We start from the raw sequence: 24290 nt of genomic DNA, 5'->3' as shown, positions 1-24290 counted from the left end.
TTTTCATATGAAAAAGCTGATTGCTTATGACCTGGGGACCGGAGGCATCAAGGCCTCCCTGTTTTCAGAGGACGGGGACTCACTGGCCGACGTGTTCATCCAGTACAAAACGTATTTTCCGCAGGAACATTTTGTGGAGCAGCGTCCCATGGACTGGTGGGACCATGTCTGCGCCGCCACAAAAAAGCTGCTTGTGACGTCCGGCTCACCTGCGTCGGACATTGCCTGTGTCGCCCTTTCCGGCCACAGCCTGGTGGCCGTGCCCCTGGACAGCCGCGGCAGCCTTCTGGCTGACCAGGTGCCCATCTGGTGTGACATGCGGGCAAAGGAAGAGGCAGAGGAACTGTTTTCAAGGCTGGATTATGACAGCTGGTACATGACCACAGGCAACGGGGACCCGGCTGAATGTTACACCGTCGCCAAGCTGATGTGGATGAAGAAGCACCAGCCCGTCCTGTACCGTCAGATTCACAAAATCCTGGGGTCCAAGGACTTCATCAATTACATGCTCACCGGCACCATGTGTACGGACCCCTCCTACGCATCGGGATTCGGGGTGTTTAACCTTTTAAAATGGGATTATGAGCCGGAATACATGGAGGCGGCAGGAATCCGTCCGGAACTGTTCCCTGAAATCCGCCCCAGCGATGCCATCATCGGAACCGTCACCCCGGAGGCGGCCCGGATGACCGGACTGGCAGAAGGCACCCCGGTTGCCTGCGGCGCGGTTGACAACACCTGCATGGCCCTAGGCGCACGCGGATTAAAGGAAGGGGTTGCCTATACTTCCCTGGGTTCCTCCAGCTGGATTGCCGTGACCTCCTCCAGGCCCATTGTGGACAGGGATACAAAGCCCTTTGTATTTGCCCATGCCAGGAAGGGGTACTATACATGTGCCGTCTCCATCTTCTCCGCAGGCAATTCCTTCCGCTGGATCCGGGATAACCTGTGCAGGGATTTAGGGGATGACACCGACACCTATGAGGCCATGAACCGCATGGCTGAAAGCGTTCCCCCGGGCAGCAACGGGGTCATGTTCAACCCCACCCTGGCCGGCGGCAGCGCCCAGGAGCCATCTCCCGACCTGAAAGGCGGGTTCATGGGATTATCCCTCAGCACCACCAGGGAGGACCTGGTGCGGGCGTCCATGGAAGGCATCGCCATGTCCCTGCGCTGCACCCTGGACATCCTTATGACCCAGACCGATATCACCGGGGAAATGCTCATCTGCGGCGGCGGCAGCAAAAGCGCCGTATGGCGCCAGATATTTGCGGACATCTATCATCTTCCTGTCCTGAAAACCAACATTGACCAGAACGCCGCATCCTTAGGCGCCGCGGCCCTGGCAGCCAACGGATGCGGCCTGTGGGATGGTTATGACCGCATCCCGCACATCCACCGGACTGAGGACCTCTCCCTGCCTGATCCGGACGCCAGCGCCTTATACGAAAAGCTTCTGGCGGTCTATCGCAGATGGACAGGATACCTGGCCGAATTAAGCGGGATGATGCCAAAAGCATGACCCATCCCTATCCTCAATCCTCCGTCCTCCCACCCCCCTGTCCCTCCTGATACAGGTACAGCCACGGAGTATTCACCGGCAGGGCCGCAAATTCATCCCTGCAGTATTCCTGCACGGTCCCGCCCCGTCCCACCCGCAGCAGCCGGTCGGCCAGGGCCAGGGAATCAGCCAGGTTCACTGCCATGATGACCACCGGGATTCCCCGGTTCAGGAAGCGTTCCAGCAGTTCCATGATATGGATGCGCAGGGATACCTCCGCACTTTTAAAAGGCTGGACACAGAACACGATTTCCGGGTTCTGCAGAAAGATCCTGGTGTAAATCAAGTCATATTTCTGCCGTTCGGTCAGCCGCTCGATGGGCGTGTCAAATACATCCTCCCCTAAAAAGCCCGCGTATTCCCTGCGCAGGCTTTTTTTAATCTTCCTCTTCCTCCACACGCCGTCCATCCGGTGGTCCAGCGTAAAGCACAGGTTATCCAGATAGCTCATATTGGGAAACAGCATGGTGTGGACGGGCAGCTCCTGGATGATGGCCACGCGGCGGTCATGCAGGCCCCCTGACAGGGTCCCGTTAATCCATATACTGCCGCTCTTTTGCCTGCTCCCGCCTGACAGCACCGGTATCAGCTCCCGGATCATGCAGTTGTCCAGATCCTGCACCACCAGGCATTCCCCCTCATACGCTGAAAAGCTCAGGTTCTCCACCTGCCCGCAGCACAGGTTTTCCATCCTGAAGACAATATGGTCCGTGCCCGGCTCCGGCCGGTTCCGGCGGGCCATCCGCTCCCGTACATGGCGGTCAAAGTCCTCCGTGCACCGCAGGAAGAATGGATCCGGGGGCTTTTCTGCCCCGCCAAAGCATTTTATGATCTGCCCGTTGAGCATGAGGGCCGCGCGGTCGCAGATCTGCTGCGCCTCCTCAAAATGGGCTGCCACGTACAGGAACGACATCCCCCGCTTTGCATAGTGGCGCAGGATGCTGCTGAGTTTTTCAAGCTCCGCCGCGCTGATGAAGGTGCTGATATCCTCCAGCACCACCAGATGGTTCCCGGCAACCACTGCCTTTAAAAGCTCCACCACAAAGCGTTCAAAGGTACTGAGGTCTTCTATGTAGGCATCCGCAGGTATCTCCATCCCGATATCTTCCATGAAAGGCTTTATCTGCTCCCGCAGGATCCTGGGCTGCATCAGCCTCTTGCGGAACCCCGGCCTGAGCACGAAAATGTTGTCAGCCACCGTCAGGTCCTTTGCCAGACAGCTCTGATTCTGGATGATACTGACCCGGTTGGTGCTGACCCGGTTCATGCCGGTACAGGGAAAACGCCAGTCATTGACCAGCTTTTCCTTATAGTAAACAAATCCATAGTGCAGGGGCAGGTTCTGGCGCAGCAGCCGCATCAGGGCCGATAGCCCAAAATGATTGGCAGGCACAAGCCCCAGTATCTCCCCTGTCCAGATGGTCATGCTGAAATTCTCCAGCAGGGCCACTCCCTGTTCGCAGTATGTCACACGCTCCATGCGGAATACTTCTTCCCTCATTTTAAAGCCTCTTTATTCTTAAGCTCCCTGTCATTGGCAATGGCCGGCAGGTTAATCTCCACATCCGTGCCCACCCCCGGCATGGAGAACACGTGAAGCCCGTATTCCTCCCCAAACAGCAGATGGATACGGTTATTTACATTCACAAGCGCGATTCCTCCCCTGGTTTCCGAGCCTTGGGAGGCAAATGCCTGTCCGCTCCTGCCCAGCCGTTCATTCATCCTGGACAGGACCTCCTCATCCATCCCCACACCGTCGTCGGATATGCGGATCAGGAGCCGTTTCCCGCTGCGCTCCAGATGGATGGTCAGATGGCCTGTACCTATCTTGCACTCCGTGCCATGGATGATGCTGTTTTCCAGGATGGGCTGCATGGTCAGCTTCGGAAGGCGGCAGCCATAGATTTCTTCCCGCTCCTCCGGGTCACATTCAATGGTCAGGCTCAGCCGTGAGCCGAACCTGTACTGCTGGATCCGGAAGTAGGTCTGGCAGTTCTCCAGTTCTTCCTCCACGGACACCAGGTTCTCCACCTTACTGATGGTGTAGCGGAAAATGCCGCAAGGGCCTCCGTCATGTCCGCCACACTTGTAAGCCCTGCTATAAGCGCCTCGCTGCGGATGCTCTCCAGCGTATTATACAGGAAATGGGGGTTAATCTGGTTCTGCAGGGCCAGATACTGGGCCTGCCGTTTGTTCAGCTTAAGCAGCTCCGAGGAGTCCATGATTTTCATCATATGGGCCAGCATCTGGTAAACCATGGGCGTTGGGGCGGTCTGGCACAGATGGGTCAGGTCCGCCGTGGTATATCCGTCCAGGAACAGGCGCATGGTCCGTTCCATGTGAAGATAGGGCTTCAGGATCATGGCGTAAAACCACCATAGCAGCACAACCAGCAGAACCAGGGACAGGATGGCGGGCCAGAAGGGCGCATTGCCCAGGAATGCCAGGAACAGAAGCCCGGCAATCAGAAACAGATGGATACACAGCGCCGCCGCCAGCAGTACCATGACCCGGACTGACAGATATTCAAAACGTTTCATATCCCCTGCCTCCTTCCAACATAATTCCTTCGCCAGCGTCTATTCTGTCACCGCCCATTCCTTCGCCGCCCATCCCTACCCATACAGCTTCCTGTATTCCGCCGGGTTCAGCCCCGTGTCCTTGTGGAAGGTATGGGTAAAATGCTTCCTGTCGCTGTATCCCACCTTCTCACATATCTCAGCCACAGGAAGGCTGGTTTCCCGTAAAAGTGTCTTGGCTTCTTCCATCCTGACCCTGGTAAGGTATTTGGCAAATCCCTCCCCTGTTTCCCGTTTGAACAGGGTGCTGAAATAGTTGACGCTGAAACCGATGTCCTCGCACACGGTTTCCAGGGTGATAGGCTCCTGGTAATGCTGCATCACATACTGCTTGGCAATGCGGATGGGGCGGGCTGCCTCATTGCTGCGAAGGTCCCTGGCCTCTGACAGAAGCCTGGCCTGTATCTGTTTCAGCTGTCCGAACAGACCGCCAACCGTGCTGCACTGGCTGCAGCAGGCCGCAAAATCCTGCTGGATTTCCTCCACATGGCTGAGGGCGGTCCTGGCAATGAACAGACGTCCGGCAGACAGCACCAGTTCCAGTATTTCCCTGCCGCAGATCCGCTCCAGCCCCAGTACCTCGCGTTCCAGCATGCTGCATGCCTCCCCTGCCTCCTCCAGGTTCAGGGTATCCACGGAATGCTCCATCAGCTTCATGTACCGGTCCAAAAGGTTCTGCTTCTCCAAACCGGAACCAGCAGGCACGGTTTCCAAAAGCCTCCCGGTCCCCTCCATCAGCCGCTCCCACATGGCGCCCTTTGCCCCCTCCAGGGAAACACCAAGCTGGCCCGGCGCAGCAGTGGGCGCGCCCAGGGACAGGGTGAAATCAAGGGGGCCCATCAGGTCCTTTTTCACTTCCAGGTGGTTAAGGCATTCCCGCAGCCCCCTGCGCACCTCGTCCCTGCGGCCGGAATCGTAATTGAGAAGCCCATACCCGGTATAGGACTGGAAATACAGCACCATGTCACAGCAGATGGAGGTCATTGTATGATTAAAAATATCCCTGATTTTTTCCTGTATGACCCCGGCCGCCGTGCGGTTCACCTGCTCCATGCTGCAGTCCATCTTCACCATGAACACCTGGTACATGTCCCCGGACGTATCCACATGGTAACTGTTCCTCAAGGTTTCCGCCGTCAGGTCATTCAGGCTGCCGGACAGCAGGTCCTTCATCAGGCTTTCCCGGATACGGCTCAGGTCCTCCTGGCTGTTCTGGTGCTGGCGGTGGATGGCCGTCCTGGTCTCCTGTCTGGCCTCACATTTTTCCCGTATCTTTTCCAGGGTTTCCATTAGCTCTGTCTGCTTAATGGGTTTTAACAGATAATATCCCGCCCCGTATTTCATTGCTTTCTGGGCATATTCAAAATGCGCGTATCCGCTGATGATGACCACCTCCAGGTCCGGCACCAGTTCTTTTGCGCTGCGTATCAGCTCCAGGCCGTCGCATCCAGGCATACGGATATCCGTAATCAGTATGTCCGGCTCCCTGGACTTAATGAGTTCCAGCGCTTCCAGGCCGTTCTCAGCCAGGGCCGTCACCTCCATGCCCAGGGAATCCCAGTCAGCCAGGGCCTGGACCAGCCTGCATATCAGGCGCTCGTCATCCGCGATAATTACTTTTAACATAAGTTCCCCCCTCAGGCCTTTTACATTCCCTTCCCTGTATCATATCATGCCGGGTTTTGCATTTCAACAAAAACGCCGTTCCTCAGAGCGGCGTTCTTGCTGTATGTTCAGGATTTATTATTTTTTCAGGACAGACACGCCTGTATCGGATACAACCCCGCCAAGGGAATCTCCCTCAAGGGCCTTAACACAGGCTTCCACGCCCTTTGAACCCATTACGTCCGGGTTCTGTGCCATGGTGCAGAGCAGGTATCCGTCGTCAATCAGTCCAAGGATGGCGTCTGATTTATCAAAGCCCACGCCGATGATCCCGTCCTTGCCTGATGCCTTGATGGCATTGCCTGCCCCGGTGGTGGAGCCTTCATTACAGCCAAAGATTCCCACCACGCCCTGGGTGATGTAGTTCTCAGCAATGCTCTGGGACTTGGCTGCGTCGCCTTCGCCGTACTGTGTCTCCAGCAGTGTAAAGCCCTTGCCCTCAAATGCGGAGCGGAAGCCCTCTTCACGCATGACGCAGGAATCCGTTGCAGCATTCACGTTGATGATGCCGATGGAACCGGACGTCACGCCTGCTGCCTCTAATGCCTTTAACATTTCCTCACCGGCTGTCCTGCCGGCTGCCTTGTTGTCCGTGGAGAAGGTTGCCTCTGCGTCCACGTTGGCCGGTGAATCCACATACACGATCTTGACGCCTGAGGACTGGGCCTCCTTCAGTGCGGATGAGATGGCATCCGGGCCGTTTGCAGCTACCATGATTGCCTCGTAGCCGCCTGCAACCGCATTGTTCACACACTCAATCTGCTGTGCGTCATCCTTGGTATTGGGGGACATGAAGGTTACGGAAACGCCAAGGGCCTCTGCTTCCTTCTGTGCGCCCTCGTTCAGCGTTACCCAGTGCTGGTCAATGGAGTCCATGGTAATAAGGGCAATCCTATATTCCTTGCTGGCCTTTGCGGTAGTTTCCCCGGCTGCCGCGCTGGCTGTCCCGCCCTGTGCCGTGAGGACAGATACGCCTGTGTCGGTTACCTTGCCGCCCAGGGATTCCCCGCCCACAGCAGCAACAGCCGCCTTGACGCCTTCATAGCCCATGACGTCCGGGTTCTGCGCCATGGTGCAGAGCAGGTATCCGTCACCGATCAATCCCATGATGGCGTCCGACTTATCAAAGCCCACGCCGATGATCCCATCCTTGCCTGATGCCTTGATGGCATTGCCTGCCCCGGTGGTGGAGCCTTCATTACAGCCAAAGATTCCCACCACGCCCTGGGTGATGTAGTTCTCAGCAATGCTCTGGGACTTGGCTGCATCGCCTTCGCCGTACTGTGTCTCCAGCATTGTGAAGCCCTTGCCCTCAAATGCGGAGCGGAAGCCTTCTTCACGCATGACGCAGGAATCCGTTGCAGCGTTCACATTGATGATGCCGATGGAGCCGGATGTAACGCCTGCCGCGCTTAACGCCTTTAGCATTTCCTCCCCGGCTGTCTTGCCGGCCGCCTTGTTGTCCGTGGAGAAGGTTGCCTCTGCATCCACGTTGGCCGGTGAATCCACATACACGATCTTGACGCCTGAGGACTGGGCCTCCTTCAGTGCGGATGAGATGGCATCCGGGCCGTTTGCAGCCACGATAATGGCCTTTGCGCCTGCTGACACCGCGTTGTTCACACACTCAATCTGCTGCGCATCGTCTTTTGTATTGGGAGCCATGAACTGTACGGTCACGCCCAGCTCCCCCGCCGCCTTCTGCGCGCCCTCGTTCAGCGTTACCCAGTGCTGGTCAATGGAGTCCATGGTTATCAGGGCAATCATGGTCCCGGAGCCGGCTGCCGGTGTCTCCGTCTTTGCCGCCTCAGTGGCTGCGGATGCTGCCGTGGTAGCCGCCACATCCTCTGTCTTGCTGCCGCATCCCGTGATAAGGGAAGCTGCCAGGCCCAGGGAACAGGCCAATGCTAACATTTTTTTCATTGCATTTTCCTCCTTTTTGCTTTCACATACGTTTCTCATACATATATATTAGCGCTGCCGGGATTGCTGCGGTCGCAGGGTGTGAACCTGTGCCGCAGGCATTCCCCCAGGCGTCTAATCCTCATTCATTTCCCTACGCCTTCTTCTCTGCCATGGGGCGTTTCCGAATCAGCATGCCCTTGCGCAGCACCACATCCAGAAGCACTGCAAATACCACGATGATACCGATTACAAGGCGCTGGATCCCTACCTGGACCCCAATCATATTAAGTCCGTTCTCCAGTGTCTGCCACACAGCCGCTCCTGCAAATGTCCCCAGCAGGATTCCGGTCCCGCCAAGAGGTGAGATACCGCCGATAACGCCGGCCGCAACCGCGTACATCTCATACATATTGCCTGCCTCCATGTTGCCCATGTTGGCCTGGCCGCAAAGGATGAGCCCCACCACGAAGGAGCAGAATGCGCTGACAAGATATGTCTTTGTCACGGTTGCCACCACGCTTACGCCTGACAGCTTGGCTGCCTCCACATTGGAGCCGATGGCATAGATATGGCGCCCGGTCCTGGTCTTGGAGAGCAGGAAGAAGAAGGCGATGAACAGCACCAGCGCAATCCAGAAGGTATTAAACACACCCGCGGTCTTGCCATAGTAGAAAAATGCCTGGAACTTATCAGCCGCCTCCTTGCCGATACCGGAGCTGATGGCGTCCGTATTCCGGTTGCCGTTTACCATATAGGCAACGCCCCTGGCCACGAACATGGTTCCCAGTGTTGCAATGAAGGGCGGCAGCTGGAACTTTCCAACCAGGATACCGTTGATGACCCCGATGGCCAGGCAGCAGATCAATGTGATGAGGATTGCCGCCATGGGATTAACCCCGTGTGTCATCAGGGTTGCGCTTATCATGGCGCTCATGCCCACCACGGAACCGATGGATAGGTCGATATTGCCCGTTATGAGCACATAGCTCTGCCCGATACCGATGATCAGGTACTTGGACATGGAACGGAACAGATTGGTCACGTTCTGCCCGGAAAACACAGTGGGATTGATGGCGCCAAATGCGATGTAAATGATGATAAGTCCTGCAAATGCAGTCAAAGCGCCCCTCATGCCCCGGATATTCAAAAACTGTTTCACAGCCCCTTGATTCTTGTGATTCATTGCTTTTTCCTCCTCGCTATACGCACCCGGCGCCTGTATTCCCGCGCCTGCGTGCAGTGCATGGCCTGCTGTACTCAGGTCATACTACCTTTTTCTCAAACCTGGTTGCCAGTGTCAGGATACTGTTCTGGGTGGCTTCATCCGCCATCAGTTCCCCGGTGATGCGCCCGTCGCACATGACCACGATCCGGTCCGCAATGCCCATGACCTCCGGCATCTCGGAGGATACGAACATGACCGCAATCCCCTGCTGTTTTAACTGGTTCATAAGGTTATATATCTCAACCTTTGCCGCCACGTCGATTCCCCTGGTGGGTTCATCAAATATCACCACCCGTGAGTTCCTGGCCAGCCATTTGCCCACCACCACCTTCTGCTGGTTGCCGCCTGAAAGGTTGCCTGCATTCACATCCACATTGGGCGTCTTGACCTTTAAGTCAGCCACCACCTTATCACACATCTCATCTTCCTTGGACCGGCTGACCACCCCTAACCGGTTGCACAGCAGATCCAGGTTGGGGAGGGCGATGTTATGGCGGATGCTCAGCTTGGTGCACAGGCCGTCCTTTTTCCTGTCCTCAGGAGCCAGGACGATTCCGGCCTGGATGGCGTCCTCCGGCCTTCGGATCGTGATTTCCTTTCCATCCAGGAAAAACTGCCCGCTTTCTTTGGGGTCGATACCGAATATGGCCCTGGTGGTCTCGGTCCTGCCCGCTCCCATAAGCCCTGCAAAGCCGACGATTTCCCCTTCGTAAAGGGAAAAATTAACATCCCTGACCATCCTGCCCGCATTCAGGTTCCTGACCTCCAGCACCAGCCTGCCCTTGTCGCATGTGACGCGGGGGAACTTTTCCTTAATCTCCCTGCCCACCATGTTGGAAATGATTTCATCCAGTGTGGTGTCCTCAAAATTCATGGTTGTTATGTACTGCCCGTCGCGCATGATGGTAACCCGGTCCACAATGGACTGCAGTTCTTCCAGGCGGTGGGATATGTATACAATCCCGCATCCCTTTTCCTTCAGGTTGTGTATGATACGGAACAGGTCCTCAATCTCACGGGCCGTCAGCGCCGAGGTAGGCTCATCCATGATAAGGATCCTGGCATGGGTGGAAAGGGCTTTTGCAATCTCCACCATCTGCTGTTTGGACACCGGAAGGTCGCCCACCACCTGATGGGGATCCAGGTCGATTTTAAGCTCGTTCAGGATGGTCCTGGCTTCCTCCTCCATCTCCTTGTTGGACAGGACCATGCCCTTTACCTTCTCCCGCCCCAGGAACATGTTCTCTGATACGGAGAGATGCCTGCACATATTAAGTTCCTGGTGTATGATTGCAACTCCTGCCTCCTGGGCCTGCTTTGGGTTCATGTCCCCATACTCTTTCCCGAATATCCGTACCGTGCCTTCATCCCTTGTATAGACGCCGCTGAGCACCTTCATCAGGGTACTTTTTCCAGCGCCGTTCTCTCCCAGAAGCGCCATGACCTCACCGGAACGCAGTTCAAAATGCACATGGTCCAATGCCTTCACTCCCGGAAAACTCTTGCAGATGTTCTCCATGGAAACAATCGTTTCGCTCATTTTCAGCCACCTGTCCTTCTCTGTAATCAGTATTCAGACCTCTATTCTCTGGTTTTATTATAGCAGGACTCATCTGCACGGATAAGGGGGGCATGATCCTAATTAGGGGGGTATTATTATGCACTTTTACAATACAGCGCGTGTCCTCCCCTTATACATCCATCATTTTTCATATATTATGTCACGAAAACGTCCCGTTAGCAGCATTTTATGATAAACCAAAAAAAGTCCCCTGCCAACCAGACATTGGCAGAGGGCCTATGGTATTGTAATGAACTATAATGAATATCATTCTTTTGTATCTTCCGCTTCCTTCTCATCATGGATTACGTATGACTTAAGCCTTTCCTGCATCCTCCTCTTACTCCGGCGCAGTATCAGAAGTATGAGAATGACAATCACTGCCAGAGGAAGCCAGATTGGGCTGGCCGCCAGGAACCAGATCAGGAAGCCGGTTGCCCCCCTGGACACGGCATTGAGGTTCTTTGTAAATCCTTTCTCAATCCGCTGTCCGATTCCTTCTGGTTCAGTGGGCGTAAAGGATGCGGCCTCCCTGATCTCACGGACGTCCAGATAGACCGTGCTGTAATCCACCTGGTTGTCGTACAGCCTGAGCTGTGATTCCATGGATTCCAGCTGGTAGCGGATTTCGGAAAGCCGTTCTTCCAGGGCAATGACCGCCTCCAGCGTATCCGCCTTCTCAAGTAAGGCCCAGATGCGCTCCTGTTCCACGGACAGGGATTTCTTCCTGCTTTCCAGGTCGCTGTACTGCAAGGTAACGTCCTGGGTGTTTTCTGATTTGTTGGTGATATTGCCGTTCGCCTCCACCGTGGATACAAACCCGTCCAGCCTGTCAATGGGGACGCGGACCGTAAGGGACGCATACCGTGGAACCAGCTCATTCTGGTAGTTCAGGCTGTTGCCCGATATGTCCGACTGCTCCACATATCCGCCCAGTTCCCCAACCTTGTCTGTCAGCGTCTTCATCATCTGGTCAAATGCATCTGTCTCCACGGACAGGGTCACGTTGCGTATCAGCTTGCGGTTGGGGGGAATGGCCTGCCCAAGGGATGCGGTATCCGTCACCCCGGCCTTATCCGCAGCCCCCTCCCATTGCGCAGGGTCATCCCAATCCGTTCCGGCCGCCGATTCCGCCGCAGCCATGTTCTCATATGCGGCCTCTGTCATGGCAACGGCTGTCTGGCTGCTCCTGGAACTTCCTCCGCAGGCCGACACCCCCAGTATGGCTGACAGGAACACGGCAAAGCCATAAAACAGTACTCTTTTCCTCATAATACTTACCTCCTTGAAAAATCAGATTTTTCACACTCTTATCAGATAATATTACGATAACATGTGAAAATCCCCTTTTCAATAGAAGTAACAAAGGATTAAGAAAATCTACCGCACAATGTAATCTTATGCCCAATCCTGATGACAGCGCCATGGGATGTCTCACTCCCCAAACCGTATCCCCGTCAGTTCCCTCACCTTATCCATGACCTCCATCTCCATGACCGAACCTTCCAGATGGGCTGCGGCCAGCTCCCTTCCGCCATCCATCCGCGCGAGTTCCACCATCCGCCGCACTTCGTAATACATATTGTTGTCTTCCTTCTGGATCTCCCATGTCTCCGGCCTGCCGTCCCGGTATGTAACCTGAATCTTCCTGGTATCCTGTATCTGCCAGATGAGCATGTTGGCATCCTCGCCCTGGATTTCACTGGGCTGGGCGGAATCCGTTATCTTGGAATATCTTGCCTCCCCCAGCATAGAACCATAATCCATGAGCACGGTCCCTGCCCCTTCCATATGATTGTGCAGGAAAATGCCTGAGGCCATAATCCTTTGCGGCCTTCCGAACAGCAGCACCATGGGGTGGATGCAGTAGACGCCGATATCCATAAGGGCCGCATTGGAAAGGGCGGGGTTAAAGGCATTTTCAATAACTCCGTTTTTAAACGCATCATATCTGGAGGAATACTGGCAGTACTGGAACACGGCGCGCCGGATCTGCCCCAGACGCGGAATCGCTTCCTTTATCTTCGCAAACCCGGGGTCGAACACAGGGCGCATGGCCTCCAGAAGGATTCTCCCATTCCCGTCCGCCGCCTTCCTCATGCGCTCCAGTTCCCGTGCATTGGATGCAATGGGCTTTTCACACAGCACATGCTTACCGTGTTCCAGCATGAATACGGTCTGGGCGCAGTGGCTGCTGTTGGGGCTTGCTATGTATACCGCGTCCACCTCCTTATCATCCGCCAGGGACTCCAGCGTGGTGTACACCTTGTCCACTCCATAAACAGACCCGAAAGCGCGTCCATTGTCCTGTGACCTGGAGCAGACCGCCTCCAGTTTAAAGCCAGGCACCTTTAAGGCGGCCTTCATGAATGTGTGACTGATTTTTCCTGTTCCTATGATTGCAAAACGAAGCATGGATCCTGTCCTCCTTCTTCCGGATCAAACTTAATCTGCCCGGGATTCCTGCTTCTATTATAGCAAAAATCCCGGGCAGATCCCATACCATATTTCTGACACCTGTCCTTTAGCGGTTCAGCTTCCAGGCCCCCACTAACCGTTTCAGGTAATCCATGTACCCGGCCTCACGGATGCTTCCATTGGTGAGTACATTTACCTCGCCCAGCTTCTTGCCTCCCAGGGTGTATTCAAGGACGCCTGCCTTCTGTCCCGGTTCCACGGGAGCGGGCATGGATTCTGCCAGCACCAGGTTTTTCTCAATTGCCCCCAGGTCCTCCCCCTTCAGGCTGAGATAGGAGAATACCCCTTCGTATGCAAGGCCCACCTCATCTTCCACACCGCCGGTCACGGGCATCTGGGGAAGGGGCACATGTTCCTTGTCTTCGTAGAGCTTGCAGTTGGCATAGCCATAATTTAACAGGGTCTGGGCATCCCCGAACCTGGCCTTGAAATCAGGGGCGGCCATGATGGTGGCTATGAGCCGCACGCCGTCCTTTTCCGCTGTGGCGGACAGGCAGTACTTCGCAATGGAGGTGGAGCCGGTCTTCAATCCGGTCACCTTAAAATTCGTTGCCATCTTAAGCAGTTTGTTGGTGTTGGAAAGGCCGAACTCCTTGGTTCCCTGTTTTGTGACATGGGTTATGTTCTCCATCCAGATGGTGGAATAATTATGTATCTGGGGGTATTTGTTAATCAGTTCCCTGCTCATGATGGCAATATCCCTGGCAGTGGTCAGATGCTCCGGTGATTCCGTAAGGCCGCAGCAGTCCACAAAATGGGTATTGGTCATACCCAGCCCCGCCGCCCGCTCATTCATCATCCGCACGAATTCCTCTTCCGTCCCCCCTATGTACTCCGCCATGGCCACTGACGCATCATTGCCGGAGGCAATGACAATGCATTTAATCAGGGTTTCCACGGTCTGCTTCTCCCCTTCTTCCAGGAATACCTGGGAACCGCCCATGGATTTTGCATGGGCGCTGGTGACCACCTCGTCCGTCAGATTGATTTTCCCCGACTGCAGGGCATCGAATATAAGGATAAGGGTCATGACCTTGGTAACGCTGGCCGGGCTGCGCTTCTCGTCCGCCCCCTTTTCGTAGATTACCTGTCCCGTGGACGCCTCCATAAGCACGGCAGAAGGCGCCGCTATCTGAACCGCTGCCTGGGTATCCGCAGAGGGCGCTTCTGTTGGCTGGGAATCCGTGGATGGCGCTTCTGTGGACCGGGTGTCTGCCGAAGGCACCTCCACTGCCTGGGTATCCCCAATCCGCTCCCCGGTATCCTGGCTGTCCACGGCCTGACCATCTGCGGCCTGGCCGTCCACGGCCTGACTGTCCGCCGGCTGCGCCGCCCCCGCGTTCCCGCCCACAGCCGTTCTCAGTTCACTGTCAGCAGCAACCGCTCCCACAGGTATGGCAATATCGGGCTCCTGCCCCAGCGCCGTGGCCGCGGGATGGACCAGCAGGACTGTAAATGATAACAATATGGCTGCAATCCGTTTCATATCTTCCTCCGATAAACTCATCTGCTACTAATTGTATGGGGACGGACAAACAGCTTATTCCCAATTTTCAGTCATTTTTCCCGCAAAACCATAATATATCCGATGCAGCGGCAGGACGATGCCACCATACCGTACGCTTCATCCCAGCACAGTCCGTTCCCAGCACAATCTGTCCCAGTGCAGTCCGTCCCAGCATAGTCCGTCCCAGCACAGTCCGTCCCAGCACAGTCCGTCCCAGCACAGTCCGTCCCAGTGCAGTCCGTCCCAGCACAGTCCATCCCAGCACAGTCCGTCCCAGCACAGTCCGTCCCCACACCATTCATCCGTGCCTTCCCATTCACTCCCCCTGTCCCAGTTCATCCAGCCTGCGCAGTTCCTTCCTAAGCAGTAAAACAGCAATCACCGCCATGGCAAGGTCCGCCGCAGGCCCCGCCCAAAGCACACCGTCAAGTCCATAAAACCTTGGCAGGATGGTCAGGAGCGGCGGAAGGAAAATAACCTGGCGGGTCAGGGATATCAATATGCTGCGCCCCGGCCTTCCCTGGGCGGAAAAGAATCCTCCCACCGAGCTTTGCAGCCCATTCAGGAAAATGAACAGCAGGAAAATACGGAAAAACCTGGCCGCAAATTCAAAGTATTCTTTTGTACCCTTCCCGAACAGCGCGGTAATCCGCACCGGTACCAGCTGGTAACACAGAAAAATGCAGAATCCCGCAGCCAGTACCATGGCCACCACGGTCCGGGCCGCCTCTGCCACCCGCTTATAGTTCCTGCGTCCGAAATTATAACTGACAATGGGCTGCATGCCATTGGTGAGTCCGGTTACGACTGCTGACGCCATTGTATTTACCTTATTTGCCACACCGGCCACTGCCAGAGGGATTTCACTCCCATATACCGATGACGCACCGTATTTCCTGAGCGCATGATTAAGGAATATCTGCACCAGGGCCTGCGTCATGAAGTTAAATGCCGGTCCGGCCCCCAGTGCCGCTATCTTCCCATAAAGCAGCGGCACTGGCCAGAAATCCTTTTTTTGCAGGGCCATGGTCCGGCAGCGGGGAAGGTAGAGCAGGACCATGGCCGCCCCCACCGCCTGGCTCACTGCCGTGGCCCACGCAGCCCCCCGGATACCCCAGCCGAATCCCAGGATGAAAACAGCATCCAGCACTATGTTAAGCAGGGCGCCGGCAGCAATGCACCAAAGGGCATAGTTGGGACTGCCATCGGCCCGGATTAAGAAGGGACCCGCCGCGCCGATGATTGAAAACACATAGGCCAGGGCCGTAATCCTTGCATATGGCAGGGCATAGGGCATCACGCCCCCGGTACATCCAAACAGATAGAGGAATGGTTCCGTCCATACCGCCATGACCGCGGAAAGGATTAGCCCGCACAATACCATAAGTCCAAAACCGCTGCCCACGATCCTGCGCGCCTTCTCCTCTTCTCCCCCGCCCAATGCCAGGTTCATGGCAGCCGATGCCCCCACGCCGCACATCAGCGACAGGGCCGTAATCAGCGTAATGGCCGGAAACACCACGTTGGTGGCAGCATTGCCCACAATCCCCAGGACATTGCCAATAAACAGCTGGTCCACGATATTATAGACGGAAGTCACCAGGCTGCTGGCCAGGGATGGGATACAGAAACCGCACAGCAGCCTTCCCATGCTGCCGTGTTCCAATGCGTCAATGCCTGTCCTCTTTTCCATAGGCTCATTCTCCCCTTATATCTTTTATCATAAATTATAGGGGAATACCGGGACACAGTTAAGTAGCGGCGGCTACATATGATACATGAAAATACGGCAGCGCCATGATATATACCGGCGCTGCCGCAGCAGTCAAATCGTATGTTCCCCAGCCACATCCACTTCCCGTATGCACCGTTCCATCACATGCAGCCAGTGCCCCCGCATCAGCTCCCCTGCGCGGTCCGCATCCTTCCCGGACAGGGCGTCCAGGATATCCCTGTGGTGTTGGACGGATTCCTTCCTCATCGTATTCTTATGGAAATAGTGGTATTTAATCCTCTGGATATGCAGGAGCAGCATATGGGAAAATTCCATGATATATTCATTGCCCACTGCCTTGACAATCAGTTCGTGGAACGCATTGTCACAGAGGATGGCACGTTCCGCCTGATTGGCATCGCATGCCTCTGAAAATTCCTTCTGGATCTGTTCAAGCTCAGCCAGCTGTGTCCCGGTCAGTATGAGGGCCGCCTGTCTGGCTGCCAGGCCCTGGATTTCCGCCAGGGGACGGTAACATTTCTCAATATCGTTCTTGTCCACATCCGCGACCGTGGTTGCACGGCCAGGCGTTACCTTAATTAATTTCTGGGCCTCCAGCATCTGGAGCGCTTCACGTACCGGGGTCCGGCTTACATTAAAATAAGCGGCCAGCTCCGTATCCAAAAGCTTCTCCCCCGGCATCATCTCCCCCCGCATGATCCAATCACATAATGTCTCATATACTAAATCCTTGGCTGATTTGCGCTGCAGCGCGCTGTCTTTTTTCGGTATCGGCACGGTATGCCCTCCTGTGGTCCGGTTGTTGTCTCGCTTCCAATCGGCTTTCTGCCGAAAGCAATGTATGTTATATATAATATATCACATACACATTTTCCTTTCAAGAGTGTTAAGAATATATCAAGGTTCCACTCCTTTTTTTCCCAATCCAGTCATCTTTTTAGTATATATTGCACATATTTTTATCAATAATTATATCAGTTATGACGATATTTACAATCCAATTCATAACAATCCTTTACAATCCAATCCACATATGCTATATTCAATATGCAATATATCGCACACAGAATATTGTTCAAATTCAAAAACATTCACAGAAAGTGAGGATCATGCACCATGAACAAAGAAGAACTGTTAGTATCCCTGTGCCAGGAGGCAATCCGCATTCCCAGCATGTCCGGCCATGAGAAGGACGTAGCTGAACTTTTGAAGAAAACCATGATTGACTATGGTTTTGACGAGGTGGACATTGACAAATACGGGAGTGTTCTGGGCATCATCCACGGCAGCCGTCCCGGAAAGACAATCCTGATGGACGGGCACATTGACACTGTGGAAGTGATAGACCGCGACCAGTGGAGCCATGACCCATTTGCCGCAGAGATTGAAGATGGAAGGATTTACGGCCGCGGCACCTCTGATATGAAAGGAAGCGTCTGCGCCATGATTACAGCCGCTGCCCAGTATGCAGAGGACACGGGAAAGGATTTTGCAGGCAATATCTGTGTATCCTGCACCGTGCATGAGGAATGCTTTGAAGGCGTATCCTCCCGTGAAATCAGCAGACATGCAAAGCCTGATTTCGTCATCATCGGCGAGGCCACCACGACCACGGTCAAGATTGGCCAGAGGGGCCGGGCTGAGGTAGTTGTGGAGACAGAGGGAAAGAGCTGCCACTCCTCCAATCCGGAAAAGGGAGTGAACGCAGTCTATCATATGATGGCTGTCATTGAAGCCATCCGGAACATCAAAGTAAACGAGCACCCAATCCTGGGCAAGGGAATCCTGGAGCTTACGGACATCATTTCCTCCCCCTATCCCGGCGCATCCGTAGTCCCCTCCATATGCAGGGCCACCTTTGACCGCCGCACCCTGGTTGGCGAGGACGAAGCATTCATCCTGGGACAGGTTGAGGAAGCAATTGAGGAGGCGAAAAAGAAGGTGCCGGATCTGAAAGCCAGGGTATATCTGGCAGAAGGAAGCGAGAAGTGCTGGACCGGCGAGACCATTGAGGCCAAGAGGTATTTCCCCGCATGGCTTATCGACGAGAAGGATGAGTTGGTGCAGAAGGCCCTGGCAGGGCTTAAGGAAGCCGGCATTGACGCCCCCATCTCCCACTTCTCATTCTGTACCAACGGCAGCCATTTCTGCGGGGAGGCAGGAATCCCATGCATCGGTTTCGGCCCGTCCCTTGAGAGCCTGGCCCATGTCAGGGATGAGTACATAGAGATTGATCAGCTGAAAAAGGCCTGCAAAGGATTCTACGGCATCCTTTCCCAGCTTACAAAATAAACCATTGTATTAACATAAGAAAAGAGGTATAGGTATGGAAAACTTTTTAGTAAAGCTTAACTCCTTTCTCTGGGGTGCTCCTGTATTAATCCTGCTCTTCGCAGTAGGCCTTCTGTATGCGGTTAAGACACGTTTTTTCCAGTTCCGCCACTTTAAGCACATCATGAAAAACACGGCCGGTGAGATGTTCAAAAAGGGTTCCGCAAAAGGGGACGGCACCCTCACGCCCCTCCAGGCTGTTTCATCCGCACTGGCTGGATGTGTGGGCACCGGCAACATTTCCGGCGTGGCCACCGCTATCTTTGTGGGAGGCCCCGGCGCCGTGTTCTGGATGTGGATCATCTCCCTGTTCGGCATGCTGACCAAGTGCGTGGAGGTCACACTGGCCCAATATTACCGCATCAAAGGAGAGGACGGCGTATTCTACGGCGGCCCCATGTATTACATTGAGCGCGGCATGGGCCGCAAATGGAAACCATTAGCCATCTTCTTTGCCATAACCATCATTGTGGGCGGCCTGGGAACCGCTGCATTCGTACAGCCCTTTGCCATGTCCAATGCCATGAACAACGCCTTCCATATCCCCACCTGGATCATCGTCGTGGTGGCTGCCCTGATCTGCGGCACCGTACTGATCGGCGGCGTAACCGGAATCGGCAAGTTCTGTGAAAAGGTAACCCCTGTCATGTGCGTGATCTATATCATCACGGTCCTGGGCATCATCCTTACCCACATCACCCAGGTCCCACAGGCAATCGCAACCATTTTCACCCATGCGTTCACTCCCCTTTCCGCCACAGGCGGACTGGCAGGAAGCACGGTTGCCATGACCATCAAGCAGGGCGCTGCCCGCGGTACCTTCTCCAACGAAGCCGGATGCGGTACCTCCCCCATCACCCACGCAACAGCCATCACGGCCCACCCCTTCAAGGAAGGCATGTACGGTTCCTTTGAGGTATTCGTGGACACACTGGTTGTCTGTACCATGACAGCGCTGGCCATCATCTGCAGCGGCCCGGAGATCTGGCAGAGCGGCCTTAAGGACGTGGCGCTGACCCAGTCCGCATTTGCCTCCACCTACGGAAACATGGGACCTATCATCGTATCGGTCTGCCTCTGCCTGTTTGCCTTCTCCACCATGGTCGGATGGGAAATCAACTACGAGTCCGCCTTCTTCTACATCTTCCCAAAGGCATCCGGCTCCAATGCGGCCAAGCTGCTCATAAGGCTGGTCTGGCTGGTTCCCGGATTCATTTCCCTTGGCAAGACCCCGGAACTTGTATGGACCGTGGTCGATATCGTATCCGGCTTCTGGTGCATCCCCAACGCGGTCGCACTGCTGTTCCTATCCGGTACATTCATGAAAGTATTTAATGATTATCAGGAAAAATACATGAAAAATCAGCCATGCGGCAAGTAACTGCCTCTCAAGTCCTGGCATCATAAAAGACGGGATGGGTTCCTGCATCAAAGCAGGATCCATCCCGTCTTTCATGATATCAGCATGCCTACAGCGCCTTCCTCAGCGCCTCTGCCATCTCCTCATATTCCTCATCGCTGAGCATGGTCTTCCCGCTGTTCATCTCGAAGGTACCGCCCCATTCCTCGCCGCCCTCATACTTAGGGACAATATGGAAATGCAGGTGGTGGCCCGTGTCGCCGTATGCGCCGTAATTCACCTTATCCGGGTGGAATACCTTGTGCACGGCCCTGGATACCTGGGCAATCTCCGCAAAGTAATCATTCCTCTCCCCGTCGGTCAGGTCTATAAGCTCGCTCACATGCTTTTTATGGGCCAGGATCACCCTTCCCCTCTTGCTCTGCTCCTTGAATATATAAAGGAAGCCTGTCTTCATTTCACATACAGGATACCCGAATTTGGCAACCAGCCCGCCCTGCATGCAATATGCGCAATTCGTATCTTTTACCATCTCTTCCATGACCATTATCTCCTTTATGTTTGATTTCATTCCGGTTTTAACATACCACTAATGGATGATAAATGCAATTCCAATATTTGTTTTTCTTTCTATGTACCAACTTTTCCATTTCTATGCTATAATGATACACAAGTATCACATATAGGAGCAGATTTATGAGTAAAGCAGATTTCCGACGCAGGCAGGCACGCAGGCGCAGACATAAATTAACCATGATGTCGCGGCATCTTCCGACATTCATCGTATTACTGGCAATCACACTACTGGTAGGGGGCGGTGTCTTCACCCTCTACCGGTTTGTTTTGGGGAAACAGCCCACCGGGCCGGAGGGTTCTGTCCAAGCGGCTGTATCCTCTGCCCAGGCAGGCCCTTCTTCAGGCGGAGGGGACAGCCCCGTACCGTCCACGGAGGAGACACAGGTAATCCAGGATGATGTTTCAAGGCTCATTGCCCAGGCAGACAGGCTGGCGCTGGGCTACGATTATGACAAGGCCATTGACCTCATCAACAACAGCGGCATGGACGTTACCGAAGCCCGGATGCAGGAAGCACTGGGACGGTATGAGTCAGAAAAGGCGGCGCTGGTACCCGCCGATATGAACCAGATTACCCATGTATTCTTCCACACGCTGATTATGGATACTTCCAAGGCATTTGACGGGGACAAGGACAGCGGGGGCTATAATTCAGTCATGACCACCAAGGATGAATTCATGAAAATGCTCCAATCCATGTATGAACGGGGCTATGTGCTGGTACGGATCCACGACATTGCCTATGAAGAGGCGGATGGGAACGGCAATAAACGGTTCGTGAAGGGCAACATCATGCTGCCGGAGGGTAAGAAGCCATTCGTCATGTCACAGGACGATGTCTGTTACTACCCGTACATGGACGGGGATGGCTTTGCCAGCCGTATTGTGATTGGCGCGGACGGTAAGCCCACCTGTGAGATGACCATGGACGACGGAAGTGTGTCCACCGGCTCCTACGACCTGGTTCCCCTGCTGGAGGATTTCATTCAGGAACATCCTGATTTCTCATACAAGGGCGCAAGGGCCATCATTGCATTTACCGGATATGAAGGCATCCTGGGTTACCGGACAGCCGCCTCCAAGTATTCCGATAGCCCCACCTATGAGGCGGACCGGGAACAGGCCGCCAAGGTGGCCCAGTGCTTAAGGGACAATGGCTGGGAGCTGGCCTCCCACAGCTGGGGCCATCTGCAGCTGGGCGTGGCCAAGAATCCGGAGGACGGCTTTGCCATCTCCGAGGAGCGTTTCCGCGCGGACACGGACAAGTGGGAAGCCGAGGTGGAATCCCTGATCGGTCCCACGGATATCCTGCTCTATCCTTACGGCAATGACATTGCTGACTGGCATGCATATAAGGAGGACAACCCGCGGTTTAAGTATCTGGAGTCCAAGGGCTTCCGGTATTTCTGCAACGTGGATGCCAGCACCCCATACTGGATGCAGATGGGTAATAACTATCTTCGCATGGCAAGGAGGAACCTGGACGGCTACCGGCTTTATGAGGATATGACCCAGACAGACCCTTCCAAAAAACGTTTGAGTGATTTATTCGATGCGGCGCAGATATTTGATTCCGCAAGACCTACTCCGGTGGAATGGAGTTACCAGTAAGATATAAGCCCAGGCAGTGTGCCGGCCGCTTCATGACGAAGCAGACCGCACGCTGCCTGTTTTATTTTTTCTTTTTCCAGGTAAGGCTTCCCCATTCTTATTTTTCCCCGCCGCACATGTACAGGCAAGAACGCACGAACTGTTTCCAGTTGTCAACATATAATAAATCAAGGAATTGATTTCTAATTGAAAGGAGCTTTTTCATGATTCCCAAACTGGAAGTAAATGGGGTCAGCTACTCCTACCACTCATTGGATGGTGAGACGCTGGCCCTTTCCAATATATCATTTGATGTGTCTGCCGGGGAATTTGTTGCTATCGTGGGACCTTCAGGCTGTGGAAAATCCACTCTCCTGACCATGCTCAGCGGGCTGACCCAGCCTGAAAAGGGGACCATCAGCATTGACGGCGCCCCCCTGTCCAAGACACACTCTGCTATCGGTTATATGCTGCAGAAGGACCATTTATTTGAATGGCGCAACATCTTCTCCAATATTTCCCTTGGACTTGAAATACAAAAACGGTTGGACGAACCTGCCAGGCTTGAACTTCTGGATATGATGTCCGCCTATGGCCTGGCCGGATTTGAATATGCAAAGCCCTCCGAGCTTTCCGGCGGCATGCGCCAGAGGGCCGCGTTAATCAGGACCCTGGCCTTAAAGCCGGATATACTGCTGCTGGATGAGCCATTTTCCGCCCTGGACTATCAGACACGGTTGTCCGTGTGCGACGATATCAGCTCCATCATACGAAGGACCCATAAAACGGCCATCCTGGTGACCCACGACCTGTCTGAGGCCATCAGTGTGGCCGACCGTATTGTCGTGCTGTCCGCGCGGCCCGGACGGGTGAAGTCCGTTTTATCCATTGATTTCCCGGAAGGCTGCACCCGCTCCCTTGACAGGCGTAACTGCCCGGAATTTTCCAATTATTTTAATACCGTATGGAAGGAGCTGAAGACATATGAATCATAACGGCCCTTGTTATACCATGCAGGAACAGGGTAGGAAAAACTGCGGCACATGTGAAATGTCCGTGGCCCAGCAGGCCTTTGTGGAAGGGGAACTGCGCCGCCACCGCCAGGTCACCATCTGCCGCATCATGCTTTTAGTGCTTCTTCTGGCCCTTTGGGAGCTGGCGGCTGACATGCACTGGATTGACAGCTTCATCTTCAGCTCCCCCACCATGATTGCCAAATGCCTGGTAAGCATGACACGGGACGGCAGCCTGTTCCTCCACACAGGTGTAACCCTGCTGGAGACCCTTGTAAGCTTTGCCCTATGCACTGTTTTTGGCCTGGCCTGCGCCCTGCTTTTATGGTCCAGCAAAAGCGTGGCCCAGGTGCTGGAGCCATTCCTTGTGCTTTTAAACAGCCTTCCGAAATCAGCCCTGGCCCCTCTTCTCATCGTGTGGCTGGGCAATAACATGAAGACAATCATCGTTGCAGCCGTATCCGTGGCCGTGTTCGGCTCCATCCTCACACTCTACACCGGCTTTACCCAGATGGATACGGAGAAAATCAAGCTGATATACTCCCTGGGCGGCAACCGGAAGGATGTGCTGGTAAAGGTCCTGCTTCCAGGTTCCCTGCCCATGCTCATCAGCAATATGAAGGTGAACATCGGGCTGTGCCTGGTGGGCGTCATCATCGGCGAGTTCCTGTCCGCCAAGGCCGGACTTGGTTATCTGATTACCTATGGGTCCCAGACCTTTGCCATGACCATGGTGGTGACCTCCATTGTGATACTTTGTATTGTGTCCGGGGTGCTGTACCAGATCATCGCGTATGCGGAAAAGAGGATAAGTAAGCTTAGTTAGGCGCCGATATGGAGGCAGTATCCTTACGGTCCAGTGAGGATACTGCCTTTTGCAGACAGGCAGATTCATAAATTTCCTGTTGACAAATCCCCTTCCATATCTTATACTGATTTCCATAAATAGGGGAGCTTATTGATAGGCTGAGAGGAAGTTGTGAACTTCGACCCATGAACCTGATTTGGATAATGCCAACGTAGGGACCCATGAAGCAGCTTATATGCGGGAATACCTTGGTATTCCCGTTTTTTATTGCGTTAAAGCCAGATATCTTACATCCGGCTGCCTTAAAATCCATATTGGTAAACAGAGTGAGCAGATGTTCACGAAGGGGTGCACCACCGCGGGTGTATTGCTTCGTGAACTTTTTTTATGCTGATA

General features: G+C 54.4%; 18 protein-coding genes, 1 pseudogene and 1 riboswitch. Of the genes and pseudogenes, 6 read left to right on the top strand and 13 right to left on the bottom strand.

The window, feature by feature from the left end:
* The first annotated feature begins 7 nt into the window (after window positions 1–7).
* A complete protein-coding gene (locus tag MCJ35_RS03505) occupies window positions 8–1522 on the top strand; it encodes a xylulokinase (RefSeq protein ID WP_025482971.1) in 1515 nt (504 codons plus the stop codon).
* A 13-nt stretch (window positions 1523–1535) separates the two neighbouring features.
* Here the strand turns inward: MCJ35_RS03505 and MCJ35_RS03500 are convergent, their stop codons facing one another.
* The 12 genes and pseudogenes from MCJ35_RS03500 to MCJ35_RS03440 form a co-directional block, all read right to left on the bottom strand.
* Window positions 1536–3062, bottom strand: a complete 1527-nt coding sequence (locus MCJ35_RS03500; protein WP_025482972.1) for an ATP-binding cassette domain-containing protein — start codon at window positions 3060–3062, stop codon at window positions 1536–1538.
* Window positions 3059–4101, bottom strand: a pseudogene (locus tag MCJ35_RS03495) (sensor histidine kinase). The gene MCJ35_RS03500 and the pseudogene MCJ35_RS03495 overlap by 4 nt, the downstream one beginning before the upstream one ends.
* A gap of 75 nt (window positions 4102–4176) precedes the next feature.
* Window positions 4177–5766, bottom strand: coding sequence for a response regulator transcription factor (locus MCJ35_RS03490; RefSeq protein WP_025482974.1), 1590 nt, complete (start codon window positions 5764–5766; stop codon window positions 4177–4179).
* 117 nt (window positions 5767–5883) lie between these two features.
* Window positions 5884–7728, bottom strand: a complete 1845-nt coding sequence (locus MCJ35_RS31845; protein ID WP_034576221.1) for a substrate-binding domain-containing protein — start codon at window positions 7726–7728, stop codon at window positions 5884–5886.
* 133 nt (window positions 7729–7861) lie between these two features.
* Window positions 7862–8893: an ABC transporter permease gene (locus tag MCJ35_RS03475; protein ID WP_008722012.1), complete on the bottom strand. Its 1032-nt coding sequence runs from the start codon at window positions 8891–8893 to the stop codon at window positions 7862–7864.
* A gap of 79 nt (window positions 8894–8972) precedes the next feature.
* The gene (locus tag MCJ35_RS03470; RefSeq protein ID WP_025482975.1) at window positions 8973–10475 is read right to left on the bottom strand and encodes a sugar ABC transporter ATP-binding protein; all 1503 of its coding nucleotides are present in this window, start codon (window positions 10473–10475) and stop codon (window positions 8973–8975) included.
* 288 nt (window positions 10476–10763) lie between these two features.
* Entirely contained in the window at window positions 10764–11768 is a 1005-nt protein-coding gene (locus tag MCJ35_RS03465) for a DUF4349 domain-containing protein (RefSeq protein ID WP_008722005.1), read from the bottom strand.
* Between the two features lie 162 nt (window positions 11769–11930).
* Window positions 11931–12911 carry a Gfo/Idh/MocA family protein gene (locus MCJ35_RS03460; RefSeq protein ID WP_025482978.1) on the bottom strand — a complete coding sequence of 327 codons (981 nt, stop codon included), beginning with the start codon at window positions 12909–12911 and terminating at the stop codon, window positions 11931–11933.
* Window positions 12912–13020: 109 nt separating this feature from the next.
* Window positions 13021–14460 (bottom strand): D-alanyl-D-alanine carboxypeptidase family protein, encoded by a 1440-nt coding sequence (locus MCJ35_RS03455; RefSeq protein WP_025482979.1) that lies wholly within the window; start codon window positions 14458–14460, stop codon window positions 13021–13023.
* A 138-nt stretch (window positions 14461–14598) separates the two neighbouring features.
* Entirely contained in the window at window positions 14599–14820 is a 222-nt protein-coding gene (locus MCJ35_RS03450) for a hypothetical protein (protein ID WP_025482981.1), read from the bottom strand.
* Window positions 14798–16174, bottom strand: a complete 1377-nt coding sequence (locus MCJ35_RS03445) for an MATE family efflux transporter (protein ID WP_227809616.1) — start codon at window positions 16172–16174, stop codon at window positions 14798–14800. Before MCJ35_RS03445 ends, MCJ35_RS03450 begins: the two co-directional genes overlap by 23 nt.
* Window positions 16175–16306: 132 nt before the next feature.
* On the bottom strand, window positions 16307–16993 hold the full coding sequence (locus MCJ35_RS03440; RefSeq protein WP_025482986.1) for a GntR family transcriptional regulator: 687 nt from the start codon (window positions 16991–16993) through the stop codon (window positions 16307–16309).
* Window positions 16994–17332: 339 nt separating this feature from the next.
* Here MCJ35_RS03440 and MCJ35_RS03435 point away from each other — a divergent pair, with 339 nt between their 5' ends.
* A complete protein-coding gene (locus MCJ35_RS03435) occupies window positions 17333–18508 on the top strand; it encodes a YgeY family selenium metabolism-linked hydrolase (protein ID WP_025482988.1) in 1176 nt (391 codons plus the stop codon).
* A gap of 34 nt (window positions 18509–18542) precedes the next feature.
* Window positions 18543–19928: an alanine/glycine:cation symporter family protein gene (locus MCJ35_RS03430; protein WP_008721989.1), complete on the top strand. Its 1386-nt coding sequence runs from the start codon at window positions 18543–18545 to the stop codon at window positions 19926–19928.
* Window positions 19929–20016: 88 nt separating this feature from the next.
* Here the strand turns inward: MCJ35_RS03430 and MCJ35_RS03425 are convergent, their stop codons facing one another.
* Window positions 20017–20448, bottom strand: a complete 432-nt coding sequence (locus tag MCJ35_RS03425) for an HIT family protein (protein ID WP_120057243.1) — start codon at window positions 20446–20448, stop codon at window positions 20017–20019.
* Between the two features lie 155 nt (window positions 20449–20603).
* Here MCJ35_RS03425 and MCJ35_RS03420 point away from each other — a divergent pair, with 155 nt between their 5' ends.
* The 3 genes from MCJ35_RS03420 (at window position 20604) to MCJ35_RS03410 (ending at window position 23912) form a co-directional block, all read left to right on the top strand.
* The gene (locus MCJ35_RS03420; RefSeq protein WP_025482989.1) at window positions 20604–22094 is read left to right on the top strand and encodes a polysaccharide deacetylase family protein; all 1491 of its coding nucleotides are present in this window, start codon (window positions 20604–20606) and stop codon (window positions 22092–22094) included.
* 203 nt (window positions 22095–22297) lie between these two features.
* Complete coding sequence (locus tag MCJ35_RS03415; protein WP_008721982.1) at window positions 22298–23068, top strand: ABC transporter ATP-binding protein; 771 nt, start codon at window positions 22298–22300, stop codon at window positions 23066–23068.
* A gap of 16 nt (window positions 23069–23084) precedes the next feature.
* A complete protein-coding gene (locus tag MCJ35_RS03410; protein ID WP_008721980.1) occupies window positions 23085–23912 on the top strand; it encodes an ABC transporter permease in 828 nt (275 codons plus the stop codon).
* A 114-nt stretch (window positions 23913–24026) separates the two neighbouring features.
* Window positions 24027–24129, top strand: a riboswitch (TPP riboswitch).
* The last annotated feature ends 161 nt before the right edge of the window (window positions 24130–24290 follow it).

It is taken from the genome of Enterocloster sp. OA13 (assembly GCF_022440595.1).
GTDB lineage: Bacteria > Bacillota > Clostridia > Lachnospirales > Lachnospiraceae > Enterocloster > Enterocloster hominis.
Note: the sequence above shows the minus strand (reverse complement) of the source record. Positions and strands in the feature narration are given on the sequence as shown.